The organism is Pantoea sp. SGAir0175, from assembly GCF_043547855.1.
In genome coordinates this window covers 56,022-77,301 of sequence record NZ_CP028081.1, presented here as the reverse complement: position 1 = coordinate 77,301, position 21,280 = coordinate 56,022, and the positions used below count along the sequence as shown (strand labels likewise).

General features: G+C 58.6%; 18 protein-coding genes. 12 read left to right on the top strand and 6 right to left on the bottom strand.

Annotated features, from left to right (window positions below; genetic code table 11):
- Positions 1 to 84: 84 nt before the first annotated feature.
- Positions 85 to 702 (bottom strand): superoxide dismutase [Mn], encoded by a 618-nt coding sequence (sodA, locus tag C1N56_RS00370; protein WP_021506845.1) that lies wholly within the window; start codon positions 700 to 702, stop codon positions 85 to 87.
- 158 nt (positions 703 to 860) lie between these two features.
- Positions 861 to 1,886 carry a LacI family DNA-binding transcriptional regulator gene (locus tag C1N56_RS00365; RefSeq protein ID WP_058770772.1) on the bottom strand — a complete coding sequence of 342 codons (1,026 nt, stop codon included), beginning with the start codon at positions 1,884 to 1,886 and terminating at the stop codon, positions 861 to 863.
- A 312-nt stretch (positions 1,887 to 2,198) separates the two neighbouring features.
- On the opposite strand from C1N56_RS00365, the gene C1N56_RS00360 reads away from it, so the two are divergent.
- From C1N56_RS00360 to alsE, 4 genes are read left to right on the top strand one after another with little or no spacing between them, the layout of a single operon-like run.
- The gene (locus C1N56_RS00360) at positions 2,199 to 2,639 is read left to right on the top strand and encodes a PTS sugar transporter subunit IIA (protein WP_021506847.1); all 441 of its coding nucleotides are present in this window, start codon (positions 2,199 to 2,201) and stop codon (positions 2,637 to 2,639) included.
- 19 nt (positions 2,640 to 2,658) lie between these two features.
- Positions 2,659 to 2,925, top strand: coding sequence for a PTS sugar transporter subunit IIB (locus C1N56_RS00355; protein WP_021313417.1), 267 nt, complete (start codon positions 2,659 to 2,661; stop codon positions 2,923 to 2,925).
- Positions 2,926 to 2,960: 35 nt separating this feature from the next.
- Positions 2,961 to 4,223: a PTS ascorbate transporter subunit IIC gene (locus C1N56_RS00350; protein WP_394516997.1), complete on the top strand. Its 1,263-nt coding sequence runs from the start codon at positions 2,961 to 2,963 to the stop codon at positions 4,221 to 4,223.
- A 49-nt stretch (positions 4,224 to 4,272) separates the two neighbouring features.
- Positions 4,273 to 4,953 (top strand): D-allulose 6-phosphate 3-epimerase, encoded by a 681-nt coding sequence (gene alsE / locus C1N56_RS00345; protein WP_166712451.1) that lies wholly within the window; start codon positions 4,273 to 4,275, stop codon positions 4,951 to 4,953.
- Positions 4,954 to 5,045: 92 nt separating this feature from the next.
- Here the strand turns inward: alsE and C1N56_RS00340 are convergent, their stop codons facing one another.
- On the bottom strand, positions 5,046 to 6,386 hold the full coding sequence (locus C1N56_RS00340) for an aspartate aminotransferase family protein (protein WP_166712449.1): 1,341 nt from the start codon (positions 6,384 to 6,386) through the stop codon (positions 5,046 to 5,048).
- Positions 6,387 to 6,559: 173 nt separating this feature from the next.
- Here C1N56_RS00340 and C1N56_RS00335 point away from each other — a divergent pair, with 173 nt between their 5' ends.
- Positions 6,560 to 7,333, top strand: a complete 774-nt coding sequence (locus C1N56_RS00335) for a DeoR/GlpR family DNA-binding transcription regulator (protein WP_021506851.1) — start codon at positions 6,560 to 6,562, stop codon at positions 7,331 to 7,333.
- Positions 7,334 to 7,372: 39 nt separating this feature from the next.
- Here the strand turns inward: C1N56_RS00335 and C1N56_RS00330 are convergent, their stop codons facing one another.
- Positions 7,373 to 8,488, bottom strand: a complete 1,116-nt coding sequence (locus tag C1N56_RS00330) for a glycosyltransferase family 9 protein (protein WP_394516996.1) — start codon at positions 8,486 to 8,488, stop codon at positions 7,373 to 7,375.
- 204 nt (positions 8,489 to 8,692) lie between these two features.
- Positions 8,693 to 9,523 carry a formate dehydrogenase accessory sulfurtransferase FdhD gene (fdhD, locus tag C1N56_RS00325; RefSeq protein ID WP_058770769.1) on the bottom strand — a complete coding sequence of 277 codons (831 nt, stop codon included), beginning with the start codon at positions 9,521 to 9,523 and terminating at the stop codon, positions 8,693 to 8,695.
- 143 nt (positions 9,524 to 9,666) lie between these two features.
- Between fdhD and fdnG the strand changes: the two genes are divergently transcribed.
- The 7 genes from fdnG to selB all read left to right on the top strand — a co-directional run bounded on the left by fdnG (position 9,667) and on the right by selB (position 19,158).
- On the top strand, positions 9,667 to 12,714 hold the full coding sequence (gene fdnG, locus C1N56_RS00320; protein ID WP_081049407.1) for a formate dehydrogenase-N subunit alpha: 3,048 nt from the start codon (positions 9,667 to 9,669) through the stop codon (positions 12,712 to 12,714).
- Positions 12,715 to 12,726: 12 nt separating this feature from the next.
- On the top strand, positions 12,727 to 13,626 hold the full coding sequence (gene fdxH, locus C1N56_RS00315) for a formate dehydrogenase subunit beta (RefSeq protein ID WP_021506856.1): 900 nt from the start codon (positions 12,727 to 12,729) through the stop codon (positions 13,624 to 13,626).
- Positions 13,626 to 14,267 (top strand): formate dehydrogenase cytochrome b556 subunit, encoded by a 642-nt coding sequence (gene fdoI, locus C1N56_RS00310; protein ID WP_031279592.1) that lies wholly within the window; start codon positions 13,626 to 13,628, stop codon positions 14,265 to 14,267. Before fdxH ends, fdoI begins: the two co-directional genes overlap by 1 nt.
- A complete protein-coding gene (fdhE, locus tag C1N56_RS00305) occupies positions 14,267 to 15,193 on the top strand; it encodes a formate dehydrogenase accessory protein FdhE (RefSeq protein WP_058770768.1) in 927 nt (308 codons plus the stop codon). Before fdoI ends, fdhE begins: the two co-directional genes overlap by 1 nt.
- A 115-nt stretch (positions 15,194 to 15,308) precedes the next feature.
- Positions 15,309 to 15,920: a glutathione S-transferase gene (locus tag C1N56_RS00300; RefSeq protein ID WP_021506859.1), complete on the top strand. Its 612-nt coding sequence runs from the start codon at positions 15,309 to 15,311 to the stop codon at positions 15,918 to 15,920.
- 8 nt (positions 15,921 to 15,928) lie between these two features.
- Positions 15,929 to 17,308 carry an L-seryl-tRNA(Sec) selenium transferase gene (gene selA / locus C1N56_RS00295; RefSeq protein WP_394516995.1) on the top strand — a complete coding sequence of 460 codons (1,380 nt, stop codon included), beginning with the start codon at positions 15,929 to 15,931 and terminating at the stop codon, positions 17,306 to 17,308.
- Positions 17,305 to 19,158: a selenocysteine-specific translation elongation factor gene (selB, locus tag C1N56_RS00290; protein WP_394516994.1), complete on the top strand. Its 1,854-nt coding sequence runs from the start codon at positions 17,305 to 17,307 to the stop codon at positions 19,156 to 19,158. The genes selA and selB overlap by 4 nt, the downstream gene beginning before the upstream one ends.
- 51 nt (positions 19,159 to 19,209) lie before the next feature.
- Here the strand turns inward: selB and glyS are convergent, their stop codons facing one another.
- Positions 19,210 to 21,279, bottom strand: coding sequence for a glycine--tRNA ligase subunit beta (gene glyS, locus C1N56_RS00285; RefSeq protein WP_394516993.1), 2,070 nt, complete (start codon positions 21,277 to 21,279; stop codon positions 19,210 to 19,212).
- Position 21,280 lies beyond the last annotated feature (1 nt).

The following is a 21,280-nucleotide window of genomic DNA, read 5'->3' as shown; positions in this document are numbered from 1 at the left end:
GAGTTTGTTGAGCTGCGGTTTAGGATGGTGATAAAAAAACCGGTGCACGCAGGCACCGGTTATTCACATAGCGTAAGCCAGAACTTATTTTGCCGAGGCGAAACGTGCCGCTGCTTCGTCCCAGTTCACCACGTTCCAGAACGCTTTGATGTAGTCAGGGCGCTTGTTCTGATACTTCAGATAGTAAGCGTGCTCCCACACATCCAGACCGATGATTGGGAAACCAGACACGCCAGCGATGGCTTCGCCCATCAGCGGGTTGTCCTGGTTAGCGGTTGAAACGACCGCCAGCTTGTCGCCTTTTTTCACCAGCCACGCCCAGCCAGAGCCAAAACGGGTCGCAGCCGCTTTCTCGAACTCTTCCTGGAATTTCTCAACGCTACCGAAATCTTTTTCGATTGCCGCTTTCAGGTCGCCCTGCAGCGTGGTGCCGGTTTTCAGGCCTTTCCAGAACAGGCTGTGGTTAGCGTGGCCGCCAGCGTTGTTACGCAGTGGGCCTTTTTTGTCTGCTGGCAGCTGATCCAGTTTGGTGATCAGTTCATCAACCGGCAGGTTTGCGAATTCGGTACCTTCCAGCGCCGCGTTGGCGTTGTTAACGTAGGTCTGGTGATGTTTAGTGTGATGGATTTCCATCGTCTGCTTGTCGAAGTGCGGTTCCAGTGCGTCGTAGGCGTACGGCAGGGATGGCAGTGAATAACTCATGTTCTTCCTCTCCATTTAGTGTTTGGCAGCACAACCTAGCTGGTGTGCCGCATAAGCAGTCGGATCATTATAGTTAAAATCATGATCCGGAAAAGGGTTATCAATGCCTTAGTAATGATAAGGATTTGATCAATCTGGCAAAAGGTGCGCACACACGGCTACACCTTGTGCGTACTGGCGCGCAGCTTAAGCTGCACTGGCAGCTCATTGATGGCAGGCGGCTCGTCGCCGTTGAGCGCCGCCAGCAGGCGTTTACCGGCCATGCGTCCCATCTCCTCGTACGGCAGCACAATGCTGGTCAGCGGCGGCGAACATACCGCCGCCAGCGGGCCACCGCCGATGCTGGCAATCGCCAGCTGGCTGGGCACCGAGACGCCGGCTGCGTGACAGGCCATGATGGCGCCGCACGCCACTTCATCGCTGGTACAGATCAGGACGTCCAGTTCCGGCCAGGTGAGACGGATCTCTGCCAGCAGGCTGTGGCCGGCGGCAAAGGTGGGCATTTTCGGTGAGGTCACTACGCGGTGCGGTGCCAGATTCAGCGCCAGCATCCCGCTGTGCCAGCCATTGAGCAGCTGACGGAAAATAGTGCTGTGCGTTTGTGTGCACAGCAGGCCGGGATGGCGATAGCCGCGCTCCACCAGGCTGTTTACCAGCTGGCGAATGGCTTTCGCATAGTCCACGCCGATGCTGATGCCGGCAGAATCCTGATGCACGCCGCCGATGTCCATCACCGGCAGGCCGGAGTTGCTCAGCAGGCGCTGCGCTTCGGCGGCATTGTCGAAATTGAAGTGCACCATCGCGGCCGGGTTGTAAGAGAGCAGCATCTCAATCAGCTCGCTCTCCTCCGCCGCAGAGTGATTGGCTTCGGCCAGCATCATGTTATAGCCCTGCGGCCGCAGCACCCCCTGCAGCGCCTCTGACACAATCGCGCTGCCCGGCGTAGCAAAAGAGGGTACCACCATGGTGATCAGCCGCGACGAGGCCGACGCCAGGTTACGCGCCTGCACGTTGGGCACATAGGCCAGTTCCGCGACGGCCGCGTCGATCCTTGCGCGAATTTCGGGCGACACTTTCTCCGGCATACGCAAAGCGCGCGACGCCGTCATGGCGCTGACACCGACCAAACGGGCAACATCGGCCAGCGTACTTTTGCCGGTACTGCGCCGTCGTTTTTCTGTCATGCGTTCTCCTGTCTCTACCCTACTGGTTCCGGGTAGCGCTCGATTTATCCGCACGCAGCTTAAAACCAAAAGCAAATTGGTGCCATGTTAAAAACCACAGAATCGGGCATGTCTCATTGGCTGCGTGATTTTCGCTGGCCTGAGCATGTCACCCCGGCCTCAGCGTGACAAACCGCGCGCGCAAAAATGTTATCGCTAACACACTTTTTAACATCATTCGTGTTAGCGCTAACTTTTGCGAGCAACATCACAGAACCCAGGCGATAAAATCACCTACAGTGCACCGCATCGACGAATAAACAGGAATTACTGATGCTCACTCAATGGCTGACACCGCAACATATCCGGGTAATAGACGACGTTAGCGACTGGCAGGAAGCGGTGCGTTTATCGGCCGAGCCGCTGCTGGCGGAGGGGGCAATTACCCCGGCCTATCTGGATGCGATCTTTACCTCGCATGCTGAGCTGGGTCCCTATTATGTGCTGGCGCCGGGTCTGGCGATGCCACATGCGCGTCCGGAACAGGGTGCGCGCAAAAACGGCCTGTCGCTGCTGCACGTAAAACAAGGTGTGAATTTTGCCGCCGATGAAAACGACCCGGTGTTTGTCGTTATTATGCTGTGCGCCCTGTCTGGCGACGATCATATTCAGATGATCACCGCGCTGGCTGAGGTGTTCAGCGACGAATCCCGCCTGCAGCAGTTGCTGTCGGCATCGACCCTGCCAGCGATTGAAGCTGTCATTAAAGATTAATCACCAGAGAAACCTGAAAATGAAAAAAGTACTGATTGTGTGTGGAAACGGTTTAGGCAGCAGCTTCATTGTGGAAATGAACGTGAAGAAAATTATTAAGGAGCTGGGTAAAGAGGCTGAAGTGGGTCATACCGATTTAACCTCTGCCAAATCCGAGCAGGCCGATATTATCATCAGTGCTAAAGATATCGCTGACCAGCTGTCGAGCCACAGCGCACAGGTATTTGGCCTGAGCAATTTACTGGATAACGCCAGAATCAAAGAAATTCTCGCCGACAACCTGTAATTGACCCGACGAAATTTACTCACACGGAGTAATTTATGCTGCAGTTTATAATTAAGGATGTTCTTGGAACACCCGCTATACTTGTCGGCCTTTTTTCCCTGTTTGGTTTATTACTGCAAAAGAAACCGGTATCCGATGTGATTTCCGGTACGCTAAAAACCATCATGGGTTTTGTTATTCTTATCGCCGGGGCCAACTTAATTGCGGCCACCCTGACCATCTTCAGCCAGCTATTCGAGCACTCGTTCAATATTCAGGGCGTAGTGCCGAATACTGATGCAATGGCCGCGCTGGCACAGAAAAACTACGGTACCGAAACCGCGATGATCATGGTGTTCGGTATGCTGGTGAATATTGTGCTGGCGCGCATCACGCCGCTGAAATACATCTTCCTGACCGGGCACCATACGCTGTATATGTCGGCCATGCTGGCGGTGATCCTGTCGGTGGGCGGCGTGCACGGCTTCTGGCTGGTGCTGATCGGCTCGCTGATTCTCGGCACCATGATGGTGGTATGCCCGGCGATTCTGCAGCCGTTCACCCGCAAAATCACCAACTCGGACGACCTGGCGCTGGGCCACTTTGGCTCCACCGGCTACCTGCTGTCGGCGCTGGTCGGCAAAGCGGTGGGCAAAGGCAGCCCGTCGATTGAAGAGCTGAAAGTACCGAAAACCCTCAACTTCCTGCGCGACTCGTCCGTGGCAATTTCGCTAACCATGATGATTCTGTTTGTCGCGCTGGTGCTGGTCGCCGGTAAAGAGTTTACCGAAAGCCAGGTGAGCGGCGGCCAGAACTTCATCGTCTTTGCCATTATCCAGTCGATCACCTTTGCTGCGGGCGTTTACATCATTCTTGCCGGTGTACGCATGGTGATTGCCGAGATCGTCCCGGCGTTCAAAGGCATCGCCGATAAACTGGTGCCAAACGCTAAACCGGCGCTGGATTGCCCGACGGTCTTCCCGTTCGCGCCGAACGCCGTGATCATCGGCTTCCTGTGCAGCTTCGCCGCCGGGCTGATCAGCATGTTCCTGTGCCCGCTGTTCGGTCTGAGCGTGATTGTGCCGGGCCTGGTGCCGCACTTCTTCTGCGGCGCGACCGCTGGCGTCTACGGCAACATCACCGGCGGACGGCGCGGTGCCATCATCGGTTCCTTTGTTCAGGGGCTGCTGATCTCCTTCCTGCCCGCCATTCTGCTGCCGCTGATGGGTGACCTTGGCTTCGCGTCCACCACCTTTGGTGATGCGGACTTCGGTATCGTCGGCATTGTGCTCGGCCATATTATTTCGTTCTTCCATTGATGTCACAGACAGCGCCTGCGGGCGCTGTTTGCGTAATGAGGAAATCAGCATGAACGCCCGCTTTTCACCGTCCCTGATGTGCATGGATTTGACCCGCTTCCGCGAGCAGATCGAAGCGATGAACGCCAGCGCCTCGTTCTATCATGTCGATATTATGGATGGCAGCTATGTTAAGAATATTACGCTGTCGCCGTTCTTTATTGAGAACCTGCGTAAAATTACCGATGTGCCGATTGATGTGCATTTAATGGTGAACCACCCGGAAGATATTATTCCGATGTGCATTGACGCCGGCGCGGATATTATCAGTTTCCATCCGGAGACGGCGAATAACAAAATTTTCCGTCTGCTGACGCAAATTAAAGAGGCCGGCCGTCGCTGCGGCGTGGTGCTGAATCCGGCTACGCCAGCCGACAGCATTCGTGAATATGCGCATCTGCTGGATAAAGTGACGGTGATGTCGGTCGATCCCGGCTTCGCCGGGCAGAAATTTATTCCGGAAACGCTGAACAAAATTCGCCAGCTGATCGCTATGCGGGAAACGCACGGTTATCACTATCTGACCGAAATCGATGGGTCGTGCAATGCGCGCACCTTTAAGCAGATTGCCGCCTCGGGCGTCGACGTGTTTATTGTCGGCACCTCCGGCCTGTTCAATCTCGACGATGATGTGGCGCAGGCGTGGCAGAAGATGGAGCAGATTTTTGCGCAGGAAACTGCCACAGCGTGATGTCCTTTCACGCCCTGCCAGATGCGCATCAACGCGCATCTGGCACATTATGCTGAAGGGTCGCCATTCATGGCGACCTGATATCTGAATAATTAACGCCCCAGCTCGGTCAGCGACTTATCCAGCGCTCCCACCAGCCAGTCGATATCACCGCTCTGGAACGCCAGCGGCGGACGCAGTTTCAGCACGTTGCCGTACGGCCCGGCCACCGACGTCAGCACATGGTGATCGCGCAGTTTCTCGATCAAATCCAGCGCCAGCGCTTTGTCCGGCATCTTACTGCTGCGATCCTGCACCAGCTCAAACCCGATAAACAGCCCGGCACCGCGCACATCACCAATGCAGTCATGGCGATCCATCAGCTTCTGCAGCTCCGCCAGCAACTGTGCGCCGACCACACGGCTGTGCTCCTGCAGCCCTTCTTCCTGAATCACCGTCAGCACCGCCTGCGCAGCCGCCATCGCCACCGGGTTACCGCCGAAGGTATTGAAGTAAGGGATCTCATCGCTGAACGCCGCCAGCACGTCGCTTTTCGCCAGCAGGCCGGAAACCGGAATGCCGTTGCCCATCGGCTTACCGGTGGTGACCACATCCGGCACCACGCCGTGACGGGCAAAGCCCCAGAAGGCATCGCCGGTGCGGGCAAAGCCGGGCTGCACTTCATCAGCGATAAAAATGCCGCCGTTAGCATGCACCACATCCACCGCTTGCTGCAGGAATCCGCGCGGATTAGGCAGCACGCCGTCGGAGGAGAAGATCGAGTCGGCGAGGAAACCGGCGAATTTAATGCCGTGCGCTTTCATGTCATCAATCTGCTGCTGTATCTGATCGGCGAACCATGCCCCGAGGTCGGGCGCATCGACACGATAAGCATCCGGCGGTGGCACCAGGCGGGTGGTCGGTGCCAGCGGCTGACCGCTACCCAGCGCCGGTGACGCGCCAGAGGTCAAATCACTGGTACCGTGGTACGCCTCCTGCGAGACAATAATGCCGGTGCCGCCGCTCCAGGCGCGCGCCACGCGAATCGCCAAATCGTTGGCTTCTGAGCCGGTACACATATACATGGCGCGGTCGATGGCTTCCGGCGTGGTCGCCAGCAACGCTTCGCTGTAGTCAAGAATGCGCTCGTGCAGATAACGCGTGTGCGTGTTCAGCATCTTCATCTGCTGATTCACCGCCTCAATGACCGCCGGATGGCAGTGGCCGATGCTCGCCACATTGTTATACACATCCAGATATTTGTTACCCGCCGCATCCCACAAATACTGCCCTTCGCCGCGCACCAGATGCACCGGCTTGCGATAAAACAGACGATACGATTCGCCCAGCACTTTGCTGCGCTTGTCCGTCAGAGTGCGGGTGGCCGGATCCAGCGCGTCGGCGTGTTCGGCGCGAAAACTGTTGGTATCCATGATGGTGGAACGTGTAACCATGGTAACTCCCGTTGCGAAGGTGAAAGGGGTGTTTGCAGCCTGATCTCTGCGAACATCATGCCTGCTTTAGTGAAAAATGCAACCAAATACACAAATACAACCAAATACACATGACGCCACGATGACACTCAGGTAAGCTTAGGCCCAGCTTCGCTCTGCCACAGGGAAACGTCATGCTGCAGGAAACCCGTTTACATCGCATCCGCGCGCTGCTGAGCACGCAACATCAGCTCAGCACTGAACGCATCATCAAAGAGCTGGGCATTTCACGGGAAACGGCACGGCGCGATATCATTTCGCTTGAGGCGCAGGGGCTGGCGCGCCGCGTACATGGCGGTCTGGTGGCGCTGGAGAGCCCGCCGGAGCCGCCGCTGCAGGTGCGCCGTAACGCACAGGCCAGAGAGAAACGCGCGATTGCCGCCGCGGCGGTACAACATCTGCAGCCCGGCCAGACGCTGTTCCTCGATGCCGGCACCACCACCACGCTGCTGGCTGAAGAGCTGCGCACCATGTCCGGCCTGACCATCATCACCAACAGTCTGCAGGCGGCACTGGCGCTCAGCGCGGCCGAAGAGCATGAAACCCTGAATAACCAGGTGCTGCTGCTGGGCGGCATGATGATGGCCGGCGCGCAGCAGACGCGGGGAGAAATGACGGTGGGGGAAATTTATCGATATCGCGCCGACGTGGCGCTGCTGTCACCGGTCGGCATCGATGCCCGAAACGGCGCCAGCAGCTTCCATCCGCATGAAGCCGCCATCGCGCACGCCATGGTACAGCAGGCCAGCCGCACCCTGCTGCTGGCGGATCACAGCAAACTCGGCGTGATCAGCCGTACCCAGTACGCCCCTGTCGGCGATATCGATCTGTTGATTTGCGACGGCGGCGCGGCAAAGCCCGGTGCGCTCAACGCTCTGCAGCAGGCGTTAGCGGTGCAGGTGGTGTAAGGCACGGTCACCGTACTGACGGCACGGTGACCTCATCGATTATGGCTGAACCAGCGTGTGGATTTTTTGGCTTATTTTCTCAACCAGCCGTCCGTCATTTTTAAAAACAAACTCATCGGAAAATATCTGATGGCCGTTACTGTAGCCAGGCGACCACAGCTGATTATTTTTCAGTGAGTCCTGATAGATGCCAACCAGTGCTTTGTTATAAGCCGCCGAGATATGCACCACGGCGGTATCGGGAGTAATCACGCAATCACTTTGCTTAACCGCAGCGAAAGCGTGATACAGCGAGGGAACGCGGTATAACTTCGCGGGGTGCAGCGACGCCTGTTCCAGCGCGCCTTTGTGATCGAGCACCACGATATTGGTGGCCGCATTGTGCCTGACAATCGCCCCGATTAGCTCATTCAGCTGCTGCTCAGAGAGGTCACGATCGGCATGACTGGCATAAATATTGATTAAAATATTGTGCTCATCAGCGGAAAACATGCCGGACTGGTGAATTTCGGCATCAATTCGCTCAGGGTAAAATATTTCATAATTCAGTCCATCAACCGTCTCAACCTGAAGATAGTCAAGAACCGCACGATAGATATTTTTAACGTGGTTATTAAGGTGATCGAACTGAATGTTGATATCGTAAGGTTTAAGCCAGCCAGGCTTGTTGAAACCCAGCGTCATTTTAGGATTGATATCGGCAATCATTTTGGGCATATACAGCGCGGTTTGCCAGATAGCCGTATCGATCAATAAATCGTAAGCATTGTCTCTCAGGAGGGTCACGACCTCACTCCCGATGGCGGTGTCATATTTATCGCGCTGATGACAATCGCTGAAACTGTCCGAGAGATAGATGTTGTGAATATACGGGTTATGCCGGAAAAGGCTCTCATTCTCCTTTACCGCCAGAATATCTACACGATACCCGGCTTCAAACAGCGCTCTGAGAAAACACGTAGAAACAATGGCATCGCCGATTTTACCTTCATTGCGAACCAGCAGAATGGATTTGACATCCTGTTTATTCTGTTTGTGGCATGAAGACTTTTTCCATTTCCTTGCTGCAAAATAAAGATCAAGAGAATATTTAATCTCTTTCTTTAAATAATTACGCCTGCGATTCAGCTGCCGCAGCTTTTTAATTAAAGCCATAATGGATATATTATTATTGATTGAGACGTTAATGATAGCGCATCAACTTCTTCATTCCTATCAAAAAGAATGTCACATTAAAAACTATTGCATGCATATTATTTAGCAGGCTAACCAGAAAAGCGCAGCGTAATAAAAGATTGCCTGACACATCCCGGTACGCCGCACGCCGCGAACGATGAAATCCCCGGCATGTACCGCACATCAACCGTTAATCAGACGCTGCGGATGGCTGTACACCGTGGCGCGTCCCGGTTTAGAAAAACCGACCAGCGTCAGGTTACAGCGCTCGGCCACTTCAACGGCCAGCTGGGTGGCGGCCGAGACGGCAAACAGAATCTCTACGCCGCACATGGCAGATTTTTGCACCATCTCATAGCTGGCGCGGCTGGAAACCAGCACCGCACCCTGCTGCCAGTGCTGCTGGCTGCGCTGACCCAGCAGCTTATCCAGCGCCACGTGGCGACCCACGTCTTCGCAGCCGCCCTGCAGTTCGCCCCGCGGCGACATCCACGCGGCGGCGTGCGTACAGCCGGTCAGATTGCCGATGGGCTGGAAATCGCGCAGCTGTGCCAGCCCGTTATCAAGGCAGGCCAGATCGAAGGTCTGCGTAAACGGCAGCGGCTGCACCGGCTTGCCGATTTGATCCAGCTGCTCCACCCCGCATACGCCGCAACCGGTGCGGCCCGCCATGGCGCGACGCTGCGCCTTCAGCGCCATAAAACGCCGGCTGGAGAGTTCGATCTGCACTTCGAACCCATTGCAGCCCGGCACCACATCCATGCCATAGATCTCGCCGGGTTGCTCAATAATGCCTTCGGAGAGCGAAAAACCGAGCGCAAAAGCCTGCAGATTATCCGGCGTCGCCATCATCACCACGTGTGAAATGCCGTTGTAGACCAGCGCCACCGGCACTTCCTGCGCCAGCCAGTCGCTTTCCGCTTCAGTAATCGCGTGGCGCTGCCATACGGTGGTCTGGCTCAGTCCTGCGATCTCATTCACATTCTGGTTACTTTTTTGCTGTTTCGCTTTCACTTCTCTCGTCTCGCATAACAACCACATTAAAGTAGTGGTAATATCAGGTCGCTTTTGACGCAATCCTGCGTGGAGCCATTCTGAACCCCGGCTCCATCCAGCGCAAAAAAATTATTACAGCAATGTCGACTCAAGGATTACCCATGAACGTCAGCCGAAGAAAATTCTTCAAGATCTGCGCTGGCGGTATGGCAGGAACCACGGCAGCACTGCTCGGCTTTACGCCGGAAGCCGCGCTGGCGGAAACACGGCAGTATAAGTTGCTGCGTGCCCGCGAAACCCGTAATACCTGCACTTACTGCTCAGTCGGCTGTGGCCTGTTAATGTACAGCCTCGGCGATGGCGCGAAAAACGCCAAAGAGACCATTTTCCACATCGAAGGGGATCCGGACCATCCGGTGAGCCGCGGCGCGCTCTGTCCGAAAGGCGCGGGCCTGCTTGATTTTGTCCACAGCGACAGCCGTCTGAAATATCCGGAATACCGTGCGCCAGGCTCCGACAAATGGCAGCGCATCAGCTGGGATGACGCCTTTACGCGCATCGCGCAGCTGATGAAAGCCGATCGCGACGCCAACTTTATCGCGCAGAACGCCGCCGGCGTGACGGTAAACCGCTGGCTCTCCACCGGCATGCTGTGCGCTTCGGCCTCCAGCAACGAAACCGGCTACTTAACGCAAAAATTTACCCGATCGCTCGGTATGCTGGCGGTCGACAACCAGGCACGCGTCTGACACGGACCAACGGTAGCAAGTCTTGCTCCAACATTTGGTCGCGGTGCGATGACCAACCACTGGGTCGACATCCGTAATGCCAATCTGGTTGTGGTGATGGGCGGAAACGCTGCTGAGGCGCATCCGGTCGGTTTCCGCTGGGCGATGGAAGCCAAAATTCACAACAAAGCCAAACTGATTGTTATCGATCCGCGCTTCACGCGCACGGCATCGGTGGCAGACTTTTACACGCCTATCCGCCCCGGCACCGACATTGCCTTCCTGTCGGGAGTACTGCTGTGGCTGCTGCAGAATGACAAAATCCAGCATGAATATGTGCAGGCGTACACCAATGCCAGCCTGATCGTGCGGGAGGATTACCATTTCGACGACGGCCTGTTCAGCGGCTACGACGAAGCCAATCGCAAATATGACAAAACCAGCTGGAACTACGAGCTGGGCGACGACGGCTTTGCCAAACGCGATGACAGCCTGAGCCATCCGCGCTGCGTCTGGAATCTGCTGAAGCAGCACGTCAGCCGTTATACGCCGGAAATGGTCGAGCGCATCTGCGGCACGCCAAAGGCGGATTTCCTGCACGTCTGTGAGCTGATTGGCGAAACCAGCGCGCGCGACCGCACCACCTCGTTCCTGTATGCGCTGGGCTGGACACAGCACTCCGTCGGGGCGCAGAACATTCGCACCATGGCGATGATTCAGCTGCTGCTGGGCAATATGGGGATGGCCGGCGGCGGCGTCAATGCGCTGCGCGGACACTCCAATATTCAGGGTCTGACCGATCTCGGCCTGCTGTCGCAAAGCCTGCCGGGCTATATGACGCTGCCGTCGGAAAAACAGACCGATCTCACCAGCTATCTGGCGGCGAACACGCCGAAGCCGACGCTGCCGGGCCAGGTGAATTACTGGGGCAACTACCCGAAATTCTTCGTCAGCATGATGAAAGCCTTCTTTGGCGATAAAGCGCAGGCGGAGAACAGCTGGGGCTTTGACTGGCTGCCGAAGTGGGACAAAGGCTACGACGTGCTGCAGTACTTCGAGATGATGTCGCAGGGCAAGGTCAACGGCTATCTGTGCCAGGGCTTTAACCCGGTGGCGTCGTTCCCGAACAAGCGCAAAGTGATCGATTCGCTGTCGAAGCTGAAGTTCCTCGTCACCATCGACCCGCTCAACACCGAAACCTCGACCTTCTGGCAAAATCACGGCGAGTTTAACGATGTCGATCCGGCGCAGATTCAGACCGAAGTGTTCCGTCTGCCGTCAACCTGCTTTGCCGAGGAGAACGGCTCAATCGTCAACTCCGGCCGCTGGCTGCAGTGGCACTGGAAAGGTCAGGATGCGCCGGGCGAAGCGCTCAACGACGGTGAAATTCTCTCCGGTATCTATCTGCGCCTGCGTGAGATGTATGCGCGCGAAGGCGGTGCACAGCCAGAGCCGGTACTGAACATGACCTGGAACTACCTGACGCCCGACAATCCGGCCTCGGAAGAGGTGGCGATGGAGAGCAACGGCAAAGCGCTGGCGGACATCTACGATGACAAAGGCACGCTGCTGGTGAAAAAAGGCCAGCAGCTCAGCACTTTTGCTCATCTGAAAGATGACGGCAGCACCAGCAGCGGCTGCTGGATTTTCGCCGGTAGCTGGACACCGGACGGTAACCAGATGGCGCGCCGCGATAACACCGATCCGAGCGGGCTGGGTAATACGCTGAACTGGAGCTGGGCGTGGCCGCTGAACCGCCGCATCCTGTATAACCGCGCCTCCGCCGACCCGCAGGGCAACCCGTGGGATCCGAAACGCCAGATCCTCAAATGGGATGGCAGCAAGTGGGGCGGTATGGATATTCCGGACTACAGCACGGCCGCGCCGGGCAGTAACGTCGGGCCGTTTATCATGCAGCCGGAAGGCATGGGCCGCCTGTTCGCCATCGACAAAATGGCAGAAGGACCGTTCCCGGAGCACTACGAGCCGTTTGAAACGCCGCTCGGCACCAACCCGCTGCATCCTGACGTGGTCTCTAACCCGGCCGCGCGCGTGTTCAAAGACGATCTGGCGGCGATGGGCAAAGCGGAGCAGTTCCCGTATGTCGGCACCACGTATCGTCTGACCGAGCATTTCCACTACTGGACCAAACACGCGTTGCTCAACGCCATCGCGCAGCCGGAACAGTTTGTGGAGATTGGCGAGAAGCTGGCGAACAAGCTCGGCATCGCCCAGGGCGATACGGTGAAGGTGAGTTCCAACCGCGGCTATATCAAAGCCAAAGCGGTGGTCACCAAGCGCCTGCGTCCGCTCAACGTCGATGGCAAAACTGTCGATACCATTGGCATCCCGATTCACTGGGGCTATCAGGGCGTGGCGAAAAAAGGCTTTATCGCCAATACCCTGACGCCGTTTGTCGGTGACGCCAACACGCAAACGCCGGAGTTTAAGGCGTTCCTGGTTAACGTCGAGAAGGTGTAACGGAGAACGAAGATGGCTTATCAATCGCAAGACATTATCCGCCGCTCCGCCACCAATGGTTTCACGCCTGCCCCGCAGGCGCGTGACCATCAGCAGGAAGTGGCGAAACTGATCGACGTCACCACCTGCATCGGCTGTAAGGCGTGTCAGGTCGCGTGTTCAGAGTGGAACGACATCCGCGACGAGGTCGGTCATAACGTCGGGGTGTATGACAACCCGGCGGATTTGACCGCCAAATCCTGGACGGTGATGCGTTTCTCGGAGGTCGAGGAGAACGGCAAGCTGGAGTGGCTGATCCGCAAGGATGGCTGCATGCACTGCGCTGATCCTGGCTGCCTGAAAGCCTGTCCATCGGAAGGCGCGATTATTCAGTACGCGAACGGAATCGTCGATTTTCAGTCGGAACAGTGCATTGGCTGCGGCTACTGCATCGCCGGCTGTCCGTTTGACGTGCCGCGGCTGAATAAAGACGACAACCGCGTGTATAAATGCACGTTATGCGTCGATCGCGTTAACGTCGGTCAGGAACCGGCATGCGTAAAAACCTGTCCGACCGGGGCGATTCATTTCGGCAGCAAAAGCGATATGCAGCAGCTGGCTGCCGATCGCGTCGCCGAACTGAATACGCGCGGCTATGCTAACGCCGGGCTGTACGATCCGGCTGGCGTCGGCGGCACGCACGTCATGTACGTGCTGCACCACGCCGACAAACCGCAGCTGTATCACGGCCTGCCGGCCAACCCGAGCATCAGCCCGGCGGTCACCTTCTGGAAAGGCGTCTGGAAACCGCTGGCTGCTATCGGCTTTGCCGCCACCTTCGCCGCCGCGGTGTTCCACTACGTTGGTGTCGGTCCGAACCGGGTGGAAGAGGACGACGACGAAAACCTGCATGAAAAAGAGGAGCGCGAATGATGAAAAAGCGCGATCGTCTGGTGCGCTACAGCGCGCCGGAACGCATCAATCACTGGATTGTCGCGTTCTGTTTTGTGTTTGCCGCGCTCAGCGGACTGGGTTTCTTTTTCCCGTCGTTTAACTGGCTGATGCACGTGCTCGGCACGCCACAGCTGGCGCGTATCCTGCACCCGTTCGTTGGCGTGGTGATGTTTGCAGCCTTTATTATCATGTTCTTACGCTACTGGAAGCACAATCTTATCCAGCGCGACGATCTGGTATGGGCGAAAAATATCCGCAAAATCGTGCGTAATGAAGAGGTGGGCGATACCGGGAAATACAACTTCGGGCAGAAGTGTGTGTTCTGGGCTGCTATCATCAGCTTAGTCTTGCTGCTGGCGAGCGGAATTGTCATCTGGCGCCCCTGGTTCGCCGGATACTTCACCATTCCGCTGATTCGCGCCGCGCTGGTGGTGCATTCGGTCTCGGCTGTGGCACTGATCATGACGATTATGGTGCATATTTATGCCGCCCTGTGGGTGAAGGGCACCATTACCGCCATGGTTGAGGGCTGGGTACCGGCCGCGTGGGCGAAGAAACATCACCCACGCTGGTATCGCGAGCAGCGCCAACGCCAAACACAACAGGAAAAACGTCCCTGATGAGTATTCGCATCATCCCGCAGGAGCAGCTGGAGAAGAGCGAAAAGAATACGGCGGAGCAAGTTCCGCCGTTACTTTTCCCCCGGCTGAAAAATCTCTACAGCCGCCGTGCGGCGCGGTTGCGTGATCTGGCGGCGAAAAATCCGCTGGGCGACTACCTGCGTTTTGCCGCGGTAATTGCGCAGGCCCAGGAAATCGTGCTGTATGACCATCCGCTGCAGATCGATCTGCATCAGCGGCTGGCCGAGAGCGCGCAGCAGGGCAAACCGCCGCTGGATATCCACACTTACCCGCGCGATGTGCACTGGCAGCGGCTGCTGCATTCGCTGATCGCCGAGCTGAAGCCAGAGATGAGCGGCCAGGCGCTGGCGGTGCTGGAGAATCTGGAGAAGGCCTCGTCAACCGAGCTGGAAACCCTTGCCAGCGCGCTGCTGGAAGGCGAATTCGCCCAGGTCAGCAGTGATAAAGCCCCGTTCATCTGGGCGGCGCTGTCAATTTACTGGGCGCAGATGGCGGCGATGATCCCCGGCAAAGCGCGGGCCGAATATGGCGAGCACCGTCAGTTCTGCCCGGTGTGCGCCAGCGTGCCGGTCGCCAGCGTGGTGCACATGGACGTTGGCCAGCAGGGTCTGCGCTATCTGCACTGTAATCTGTGCGAAAGCGAGTGGTACGTAGTGCGCAGCAAGTGCTCGAACTGCGAGCAAACGCGCGATCTGCATTACTGGTCGCTGGACAGCGAGCAGGCCGCCGTGAAAGCCGAAAGCTGCGGCGACTGCGGTACCTACCTGAAGATGCTATACCAGGAGAAAGATCCGGCGCTGGAACCGGTGGCCGACGATCTCGCCTCGCTGGTGCTGGATGCCCGCATGGAGCAGGAAGGATTCGCGCGCAGCAGCCTGAATCCGTTTATGTTTCCCGGGGATTGATGCCACGTGCGCATGATTGGACGCCGGACATGGTAGGGTCGCCATTCATGGCGACCAGGTTTATTCACCTGCGTCATCCCTGTTGCCTGAATTGATCATTCACACGGAGGCTTCGATGAAACTGATTGGCAGCTATACCAGCCCGTTTGTGCGCAAAATCTCAGTGATCCTGCTGGAAAAGGGCCTGGTGTTTGAATTCGTCAACCACTCTCCGTGGGAGCCTGACAGCCACGTCCCGCAGTACAATCCGCTGGGTAAAGTGCCGGCCTTCATTGATGACCAGCAGCTGACCTGGTTTGACTCCTCGATCATTGCTCAGGTGATTGAGCTGCGTGGCGATGCGCCAGCCCTGCTGCCCGACGACGCACTGCGCGCCCTGCAGATCCGCCAGCTGGAGAAGCTGGCCGACGGCATCAATGATGCGGCAGTGATGATCGTGCGCGAACAGATGCGCCCCGGCGATCGGCAATCGGAAGAGGTGCTGCTGCGTAATCGCGAGAAAATCGCGCGCGGCCTCGACGCGCTGGAAACCGCCGCCGCACAGGGCGAGTTGCTCAACAGCGGCACGCTCAACCTCGCCGATATCGCTACCGGCTGCACCCTGGGCTATCTCAATTTTCGCCGCGTGCTGCCCAACTGGTGCGTCAATCGCCCGGCGCTGGTTAAACTGGCAGAAACGCTGTTCGAGCGGGAAAGCTTTGCCCGTACGGTTCCGCCCACCCACTAAGTGATGTGATGAAAGCCCTCTATAGTCAGCTCCCTGCCATCGACAGCCTGCTGCGCGATCCGGCGCTGCAGCCGCTGCTGGCACAAACCGGTACCGCCTTTATCACGCGCCAGCTGCGCGGCATGCAGCAGGAGGCGCGCGACCACATTCAGCAACATCAATCGTTACCGCACTGGCACGCCAGCTGGCCGGATGAAGCGCTGCGCCGCGCGCAGCAGCAGCAGCAAAGCGCGCTGCGCCCGGTGTTTAACCTGACCGGCACCGTGCTGCACACCAATCTCGGGCGCGCGCAGCTCAGCGATCGCGCAATCGCGGCGGTCAGCGCCTGTTTGCGCCAGCCGGTAACGCTGGAGTATGCGCTGGACGACGCGGCGCGCGGCCATCGCGATCGCGCAGTCAGCGCACTGCTGTGCGAGCTAACCGGCGCCGAAGCTGCCTGTATCGTCAATAACAACGCCGCTGCGGTACTGCTGATGCTGGCCAGCCTGGCAGCGGGCCGCGACGTGATTATGTCGCGCGGCGAGCTGGTGGAGATTGGTGGCGCGTTCCGCATTCCCGACGTGATGCGCCAGGCAGGCTGCCGATTGGTGGAGGTCGGCACCACCAATCGCACCCATCTGAAGGATTATCGCGGCGCCATCAGCGAGGATAGCGGTCTGCTGATGAAGGTACATACCAGTAATTACCAGATTCAGGGCTTTACCCATGCCGTGTCTGAAGCCGAGCTGGTGCAGTTAGGCGACGCGCACGGCCTGCCGGTAATCAGCGATCTCGGCAGCGGTTCGCTGGTGGATATGACGGCGTACGGATTGCCACCTGAACCGATGCCGCAGCAGCTGATTGCGGCCGGCGTGAGCCTGGTGAGTTTCTCCGGTGACAAACTGCTCGGTGGCCCGCAGGCCGGGATTATCGTCGGCAAAAAAGCGCTGATTGACCAGCTGCAACAGCATCCGCTGAAGCGCGCACTGCGCGTCGATAAAATGACGCTGGCGGCGCTGGAAGCGACGCTGCAGCTCTATCGTCAGCCGGAAACCCTGCATGAAGCGCTGCCAACACTGCGCCTGCTGACGCGCAGCGCGCACGATATTCTGCAACAGGCTGAACGTCTGATGGCGGCGCTGGAGCACGCCTTCAGCGCCGATTTTTCGCTGGCGATCGCCGCCTGTTCCTCGCAAATTGGCAGCGGTTCGCTGCCGGTCGAACGCCTGCCCAGCTTTGCTATCACCTTCACGCCACGCGACGGTCACGGCAGCCAGCTCAACGCCCTGGCGCAGCGCTGGCGCCAGCTGGCACGCCCGGTGATCGGCCGCCTGCAGGAGGGCAAACTGTGGCTGGATTTACGCTGCCTTGATGACGAAGCCGCCCTGATACGGACCTTAGTACCATGATTATTGCCACGGCCGGACATGTCGATCACGGTAAAACCGCGCTGTTGCAGGCCCTGACCGGTGTTGATGCCGATCGCCTGCCGGAAGAGAAACGGCGCGGCATGACCATCGATCTCGGTTATGCCTACTGGCCGCAGCCCGATGGCCGCACGCTGGGCTTCATTGATGTGCCTGGCCATGAAAAATTTCTCGCCAACATGCTGGCCGGCATCGGCGGCATTCATCATGCGCTGCTGGTGGTGGCCTGTGACGATGGCGTGATGCCGCAGACCCGTGAGCATTTACAGCTGCTGAGCCTCGCCGGACAGCCGCCGCTGAGCGTGGCGCTGACCAAAGCCGACCGCGTCGATGCCGCACGCATCGCAGAGGTGCAGCAGCAGGTCGCACAGCTCACGCAGCAGCTCGGCTGGCCAGCGGCAGCGCAGTTTGTTACCAGCAGCCATACGCTGCAGGGCATTGAAACGCTGCGCCAGCACCTCAGCAGCCTGAACGCACCGGCGTTTGAGCCTGGCCGCCGTTTCCGCCTCGCCATCGACCGCGCTTTCACGCTGAAAGGCACCGGGCTGGTGGTCACCGGCACCGCGCTGAGCGGTGAAGTCAGGGTGGGCGACACGCTGTGGCTCAGCAGCCTGAACCTGCCGCTGCGCGTGCGGGCGCTGCATGCGCAGAACCAGCCGGTGACGCGCGCGCAGGCGGGCGAGCGCATCGCGCTGAATATCGTCGGTGACGTGGAGAAGGCACAGATTACGCGCGGCGACTGGCTGCTGGCGCAGCCACGTCTCGCCGGCACGCAGCGGCTGATCGTTGCACTGCGCCTGCTGCAACCGCTGAAAACGGCCTCACAGCCGGTGCATCTGCATCACGCGGCCAGCCACGTCACCGGCCGCTTAACGCAGCTCACGGACGATGTGGCTGAACTGGTGCTCAGCCAGCCGCTGTGGCTGGCGGAAAACGATCGGATAATTATCCGCGACAGCAATGCGCAGCACACGCTGGGCGGCGGACGCGTACTGCTGTGCGACAGCAAAAAGCGCGGTAAACGCCAGCCGGAATACCTGCAGTGGCTACAGCAACTGGCTGCGGCGCGGGATGACAGCGCCAGCCTGCAGGCGCATCTGGCGTATCAACCGGCCGCGTATGACGAGCTCGGCTGGGCGCGCCAGCTCACTGCGCCGGCGCTGGACGCGCTGCTGCTGCCGCTGAGTCCGGTGCGGCTGGGGACCAGCCTGATGAGCGACACAATGGCCAGCGCCTGGCAGCAGCGTTTACGGGAAGCGCTGAGCGCCTTCCACCAGCAGCATCCGGAGCTGCCGGGCATCGGCCACGATCGCCTGCGCCGTGTGGCGCTGCCGCATGCGCCGGCACCGCTGGTGCCGGGATTAATCGACCAAATGCTGGCACAAGGCGAGTTGCGGCAGAAACAGGGCTGGCTGCACCTGCCCGACTTCGCGCCGCGCTTTAATCCGCAGGAAGCCACGCTGTGGCAGCAGGTCGAGCCGCTGTTCAGCGACCAGCCGCTGTGGGTGCGCGACATTGCCGATGCGCTGCAGCAGGATGAAGAGCAGATTCGCGGTTTATTGCTCACCGCGGCGCGTCTCGGCCATATCACGGCGATCGTGCGCGATCGCTACTACCGCAGCGCGCAGATCCAGATTTTCGCCGATCTGATTCGTCAGCGTGCGGCCGCCGGAGGCAGCACCAGCGCCGCCGACTTCCGCAACCAGCTGGGTACCGGCCGCAAAGTTGCGGTGCAGATTCTGGAATTCTTTGACCGCAGCGGCTTTACCCGCCGTCGCGGTAACGATCACCTGCTGCGCGACGCGCGCCTGTTCACCCCTTCTGCCGCCTGAAACAAAAAAAGGGACGATTGCTCGTCCCTTCGGTTCACTTCTGCCCATCGCTTACTGCAGCAGCGAAATGTCCGCCACCTGCAGGAACAGCTCGCGCAGTTGCGCCAGCAGCGTCAGGCGATTGATACGCACCGCGTCGTCATCAGCATTCACCATGACGTTGTCGAAGAAGTTATCCACCGCTTCGCGCAGCTGCGCCAGCTCCACCAGAGCATCCTGATAGCGGCCTTTCGCAAAGTACGGCTGCAGTTTGTCGCCCAGCGCGGTGACAAAGGTCGCCAGCTGAATTTCAGCGTTCTCTTTCAGCAGGGACGCCTGCACGCTGTCGTTCAGGGTTTCGGTGGCTTTCGCCAGGATATTCGACACGCGCTTGTTAGCCGCCGCCAGCGCCGAGGCCGCTTCCAGCGTACGGAAGTGCGAAACCGCCTTCATACGTGCATCGAAATCGGCCGGACGGGTTGGACGACGCGCCAGCACCGCCTGAATGGTGTCAACGCTGTGGCCCTCTTCCTGATACCAGGCGCGGAAACGGCCCAGCATGAAGTCGATGACATCATCAACAACGTTGGTGTTGCTCAGCTTGCTACCGTACAGGCGCACCGCTTCTTCCGTCAGGGTTTGCAGATCGAGCGGCAGGTTCTTCTCAACGATGATACGCAGCACGCCCAGCGCGGCACGACGCAGCGCAAACGGGTCTTTATCGCCTTTCGGATGCTGTCCGATGCCGAAGATACCGGCCAGGGTATCCATTTTATCGGCAATCGCCACGGCGCAGGCCACCGGGCTGGACGGCAAATCGTCACCGGCGAAACGCGGCTGGTACTGCTCGTTAAGTGCGACCGCCACATCTTCCGCTTCGCCATCGTGGCGCGCGTAGTGCATGCCCATCACACCCTGGGTGTCGGTGAACTCGAACACCATATTGGTCATCAGGTCGCACTTCGACAGCAGGCCGGCGCGCGTGGCGTGATTGACATCAGCGCCAATCTGCGCGGCAATCCAGCCGGCCAGCGCCTGAATGCGGTCAGTTTTGTCACGCAGCGTACCCAGCTCTTTCTGGAACAGCACGGTTTCCAGACGCGGCAGGTTATCTTCCAGACGCTTTTTGCGGTCGGTGTTGAAGAAGAACTCGGCATCGGCCAGACGCGGACGCACCACTTTTTCATTACCGGCAATGATCTGCTGCGGATCGCGCGATTCAATGTTAGTGACGAAGATGAAGTTTGGCAGCAGCTGGCCGTCTTCGGCGTAAACCGGGAAGTATTTCTGATCCCCTTTCATGGTGTACACCAGCGCTTCAGCCGGTACCGCGAGGAACTTCTCTTCAAACTTCGCCGTCAGCACCACCGGCCACTCCACCAGCGAAGCCACCTCTTCCAGCAGGCTGTCGCTCAGGTCGGCTTTACCACCCAGCTGCTGCGCGGCGGCTTCGGCATCGGCTTTGATTTTGGCTTTACGCATGGCGTAATCGGCGATCACTTTACCGCGCTCCTGCAGCAGCTGCGGATATTGATCGGCGTTGTCCAGCGTCAACTCCGGCTCGCCCATGAAGCGGTGGCCGCGAATAACGCGATCGGACTGAATACCGAGGATGGTGGCCGGAATCAGCTCATCACCCAGCAGCAGCGTCACGGTGTGCACCGGACGCACGAACTGCACGTCGCTGGCACCCCAGCGCATCAGTTTTGGAATCGGCAGCTTGCTCAGCGCGGTCGCGACCATCGCCGGCAGCAGCGCCTGCGCGCTTTCGCCTTTTACTGCAGCACGATGCACCAGCCACTCGCCTTTGTCAGTGCTGAGACGCTCAGCCTGCTCTACGGTGATGCCGTTGCCACGTGCCCAGCCTTCTGCCGCTTTAGTCGGCTTGCCTTCGGCATCAAACGCCGCAGCGACGGCCGGGCCGCGCTTTTCTACTTCGCGATCGGGCTGCGCGGCCGCCAGCTGTGCCACCTTCAGCGCCAGACGACGCGGTGCCGCAAACCAGCTGACGTCGCCGTGCGCCAGACCGGCGCTGTCGAGCTCAGCGGTAAAGTGCGCAGCAAAGGCTTCTGCCAGGCTGCGCAGGGCTTTCGGAGGCAACTCTTCGGTGCCAATTTCCACCAGGAAAGTTTTATCGGTCATG

What these genes read in the sequence shown, in the direction of transcription:
- fdxH (WP_021506856.1), top strand. Translation starts at nt 12,727, where the DNA reads ATGGCTTATCAATCGCAAGACATTATCCGCCGCTCCGCCACCAATGGT.
- C1N56_RS00360 (WP_021506847.1), top strand. Translation starts at nt 2,199, where the DNA reads ATGCTCACTCAATGGCTGACACCGCAACATATCCGGGTAATAGACGAC.
- C1N56_RS00365 (WP_058770772.1), bottom strand. Translation starts at nt 1,886, where the DNA reads ATGACAGAAAAACGACGGCGCAGTACCGGCAAAAGTACGCTGGCCGAT.
- C1N56_RS00330 (WP_394516996.1), bottom strand. Translation starts at nt 8,488, where the DNA reads ATGGCTTTAATTAAAAAGCTGCGGCAGCTGAATCGCAGGCGTAATTAT.
- C1N56_RS00300 (WP_021506859.1), top strand. Translation starts at nt 15,309, where the DNA reads ATGAAACTGATTGGCAGCTATACCAGCCCGTTTGTGCGCAAAATCTCA.
- C1N56_RS00335 (WP_021506851.1), top strand. Translation starts at nt 6,560, where the DNA reads ATGCTGCAGGAAACCCGTTTACATCGCATCCGCGCGCTGCTGAGCACG.
- C1N56_RS00350 (WP_394516997.1), top strand. Translation starts at nt 2,961, where the DNA reads ATGCTGCAGTTTATAATTAAGGATGTTCTTGGAACACCCGCTATACTT.
- selB (WP_394516994.1), top strand. Translation starts at nt 17,305, where the DNA reads ATGATTATTGCCACGGCCGGACATGTCGATCACGGTAAAACCGCGCTG.
- selA (WP_394516995.1), top strand. Translation starts at nt 15,929, where the DNA reads ATGAAAGCCCTCTATAGTCAGCTCCCTGCCATCGACAGCCTGCTGCGC.
- fdhE (WP_058770768.1), top strand. Translation starts at nt 14,267, where the DNA reads ATGAGTATTCGCATCATCCCGCAGGAGCAGCTGGAGAAGAGCGAAAAG.
- C1N56_RS00340 (WP_166712449.1), bottom strand. Translation starts at nt 6,386, where the DNA reads ATGGTTACACGTTCCACCATCATGGATACCAACAGTTTTCGCGCCGAA.
- fdoI (WP_031279592.1), top strand. Translation starts at nt 13,626, where the DNA reads ATGAAAAAGCGCGATCGTCTGGTGCGCTACAGCGCGCCGGAACGCATC.
- alsE (WP_166712451.1), top strand. Translation starts at nt 4,273, where the DNA reads ATGAACGCCCGCTTTTCACCGTCCCTGATGTGCATGGATTTGACCCGC.
- sodA (WP_021506845.1), bottom strand. Translation starts at nt 702, where the DNA reads ATGAGTTATTCACTGCCATCCCTGCCGTACGCCTACGACGCACTGGAA.
- C1N56_RS00355 (WP_021313417.1), top strand. Translation starts at nt 2,659, where the DNA reads ATGAAAAAAGTACTGATTGTGTGTGGAAACGGTTTAGGCAGCAGCTTC.
- glyS (WP_394516993.1), bottom strand. Translation starts at nt 21,279, where the DNA reads ATGACCGATAAAACTTTCCTGGTGGAAATTGGCACCGAAGAGTTGCCT.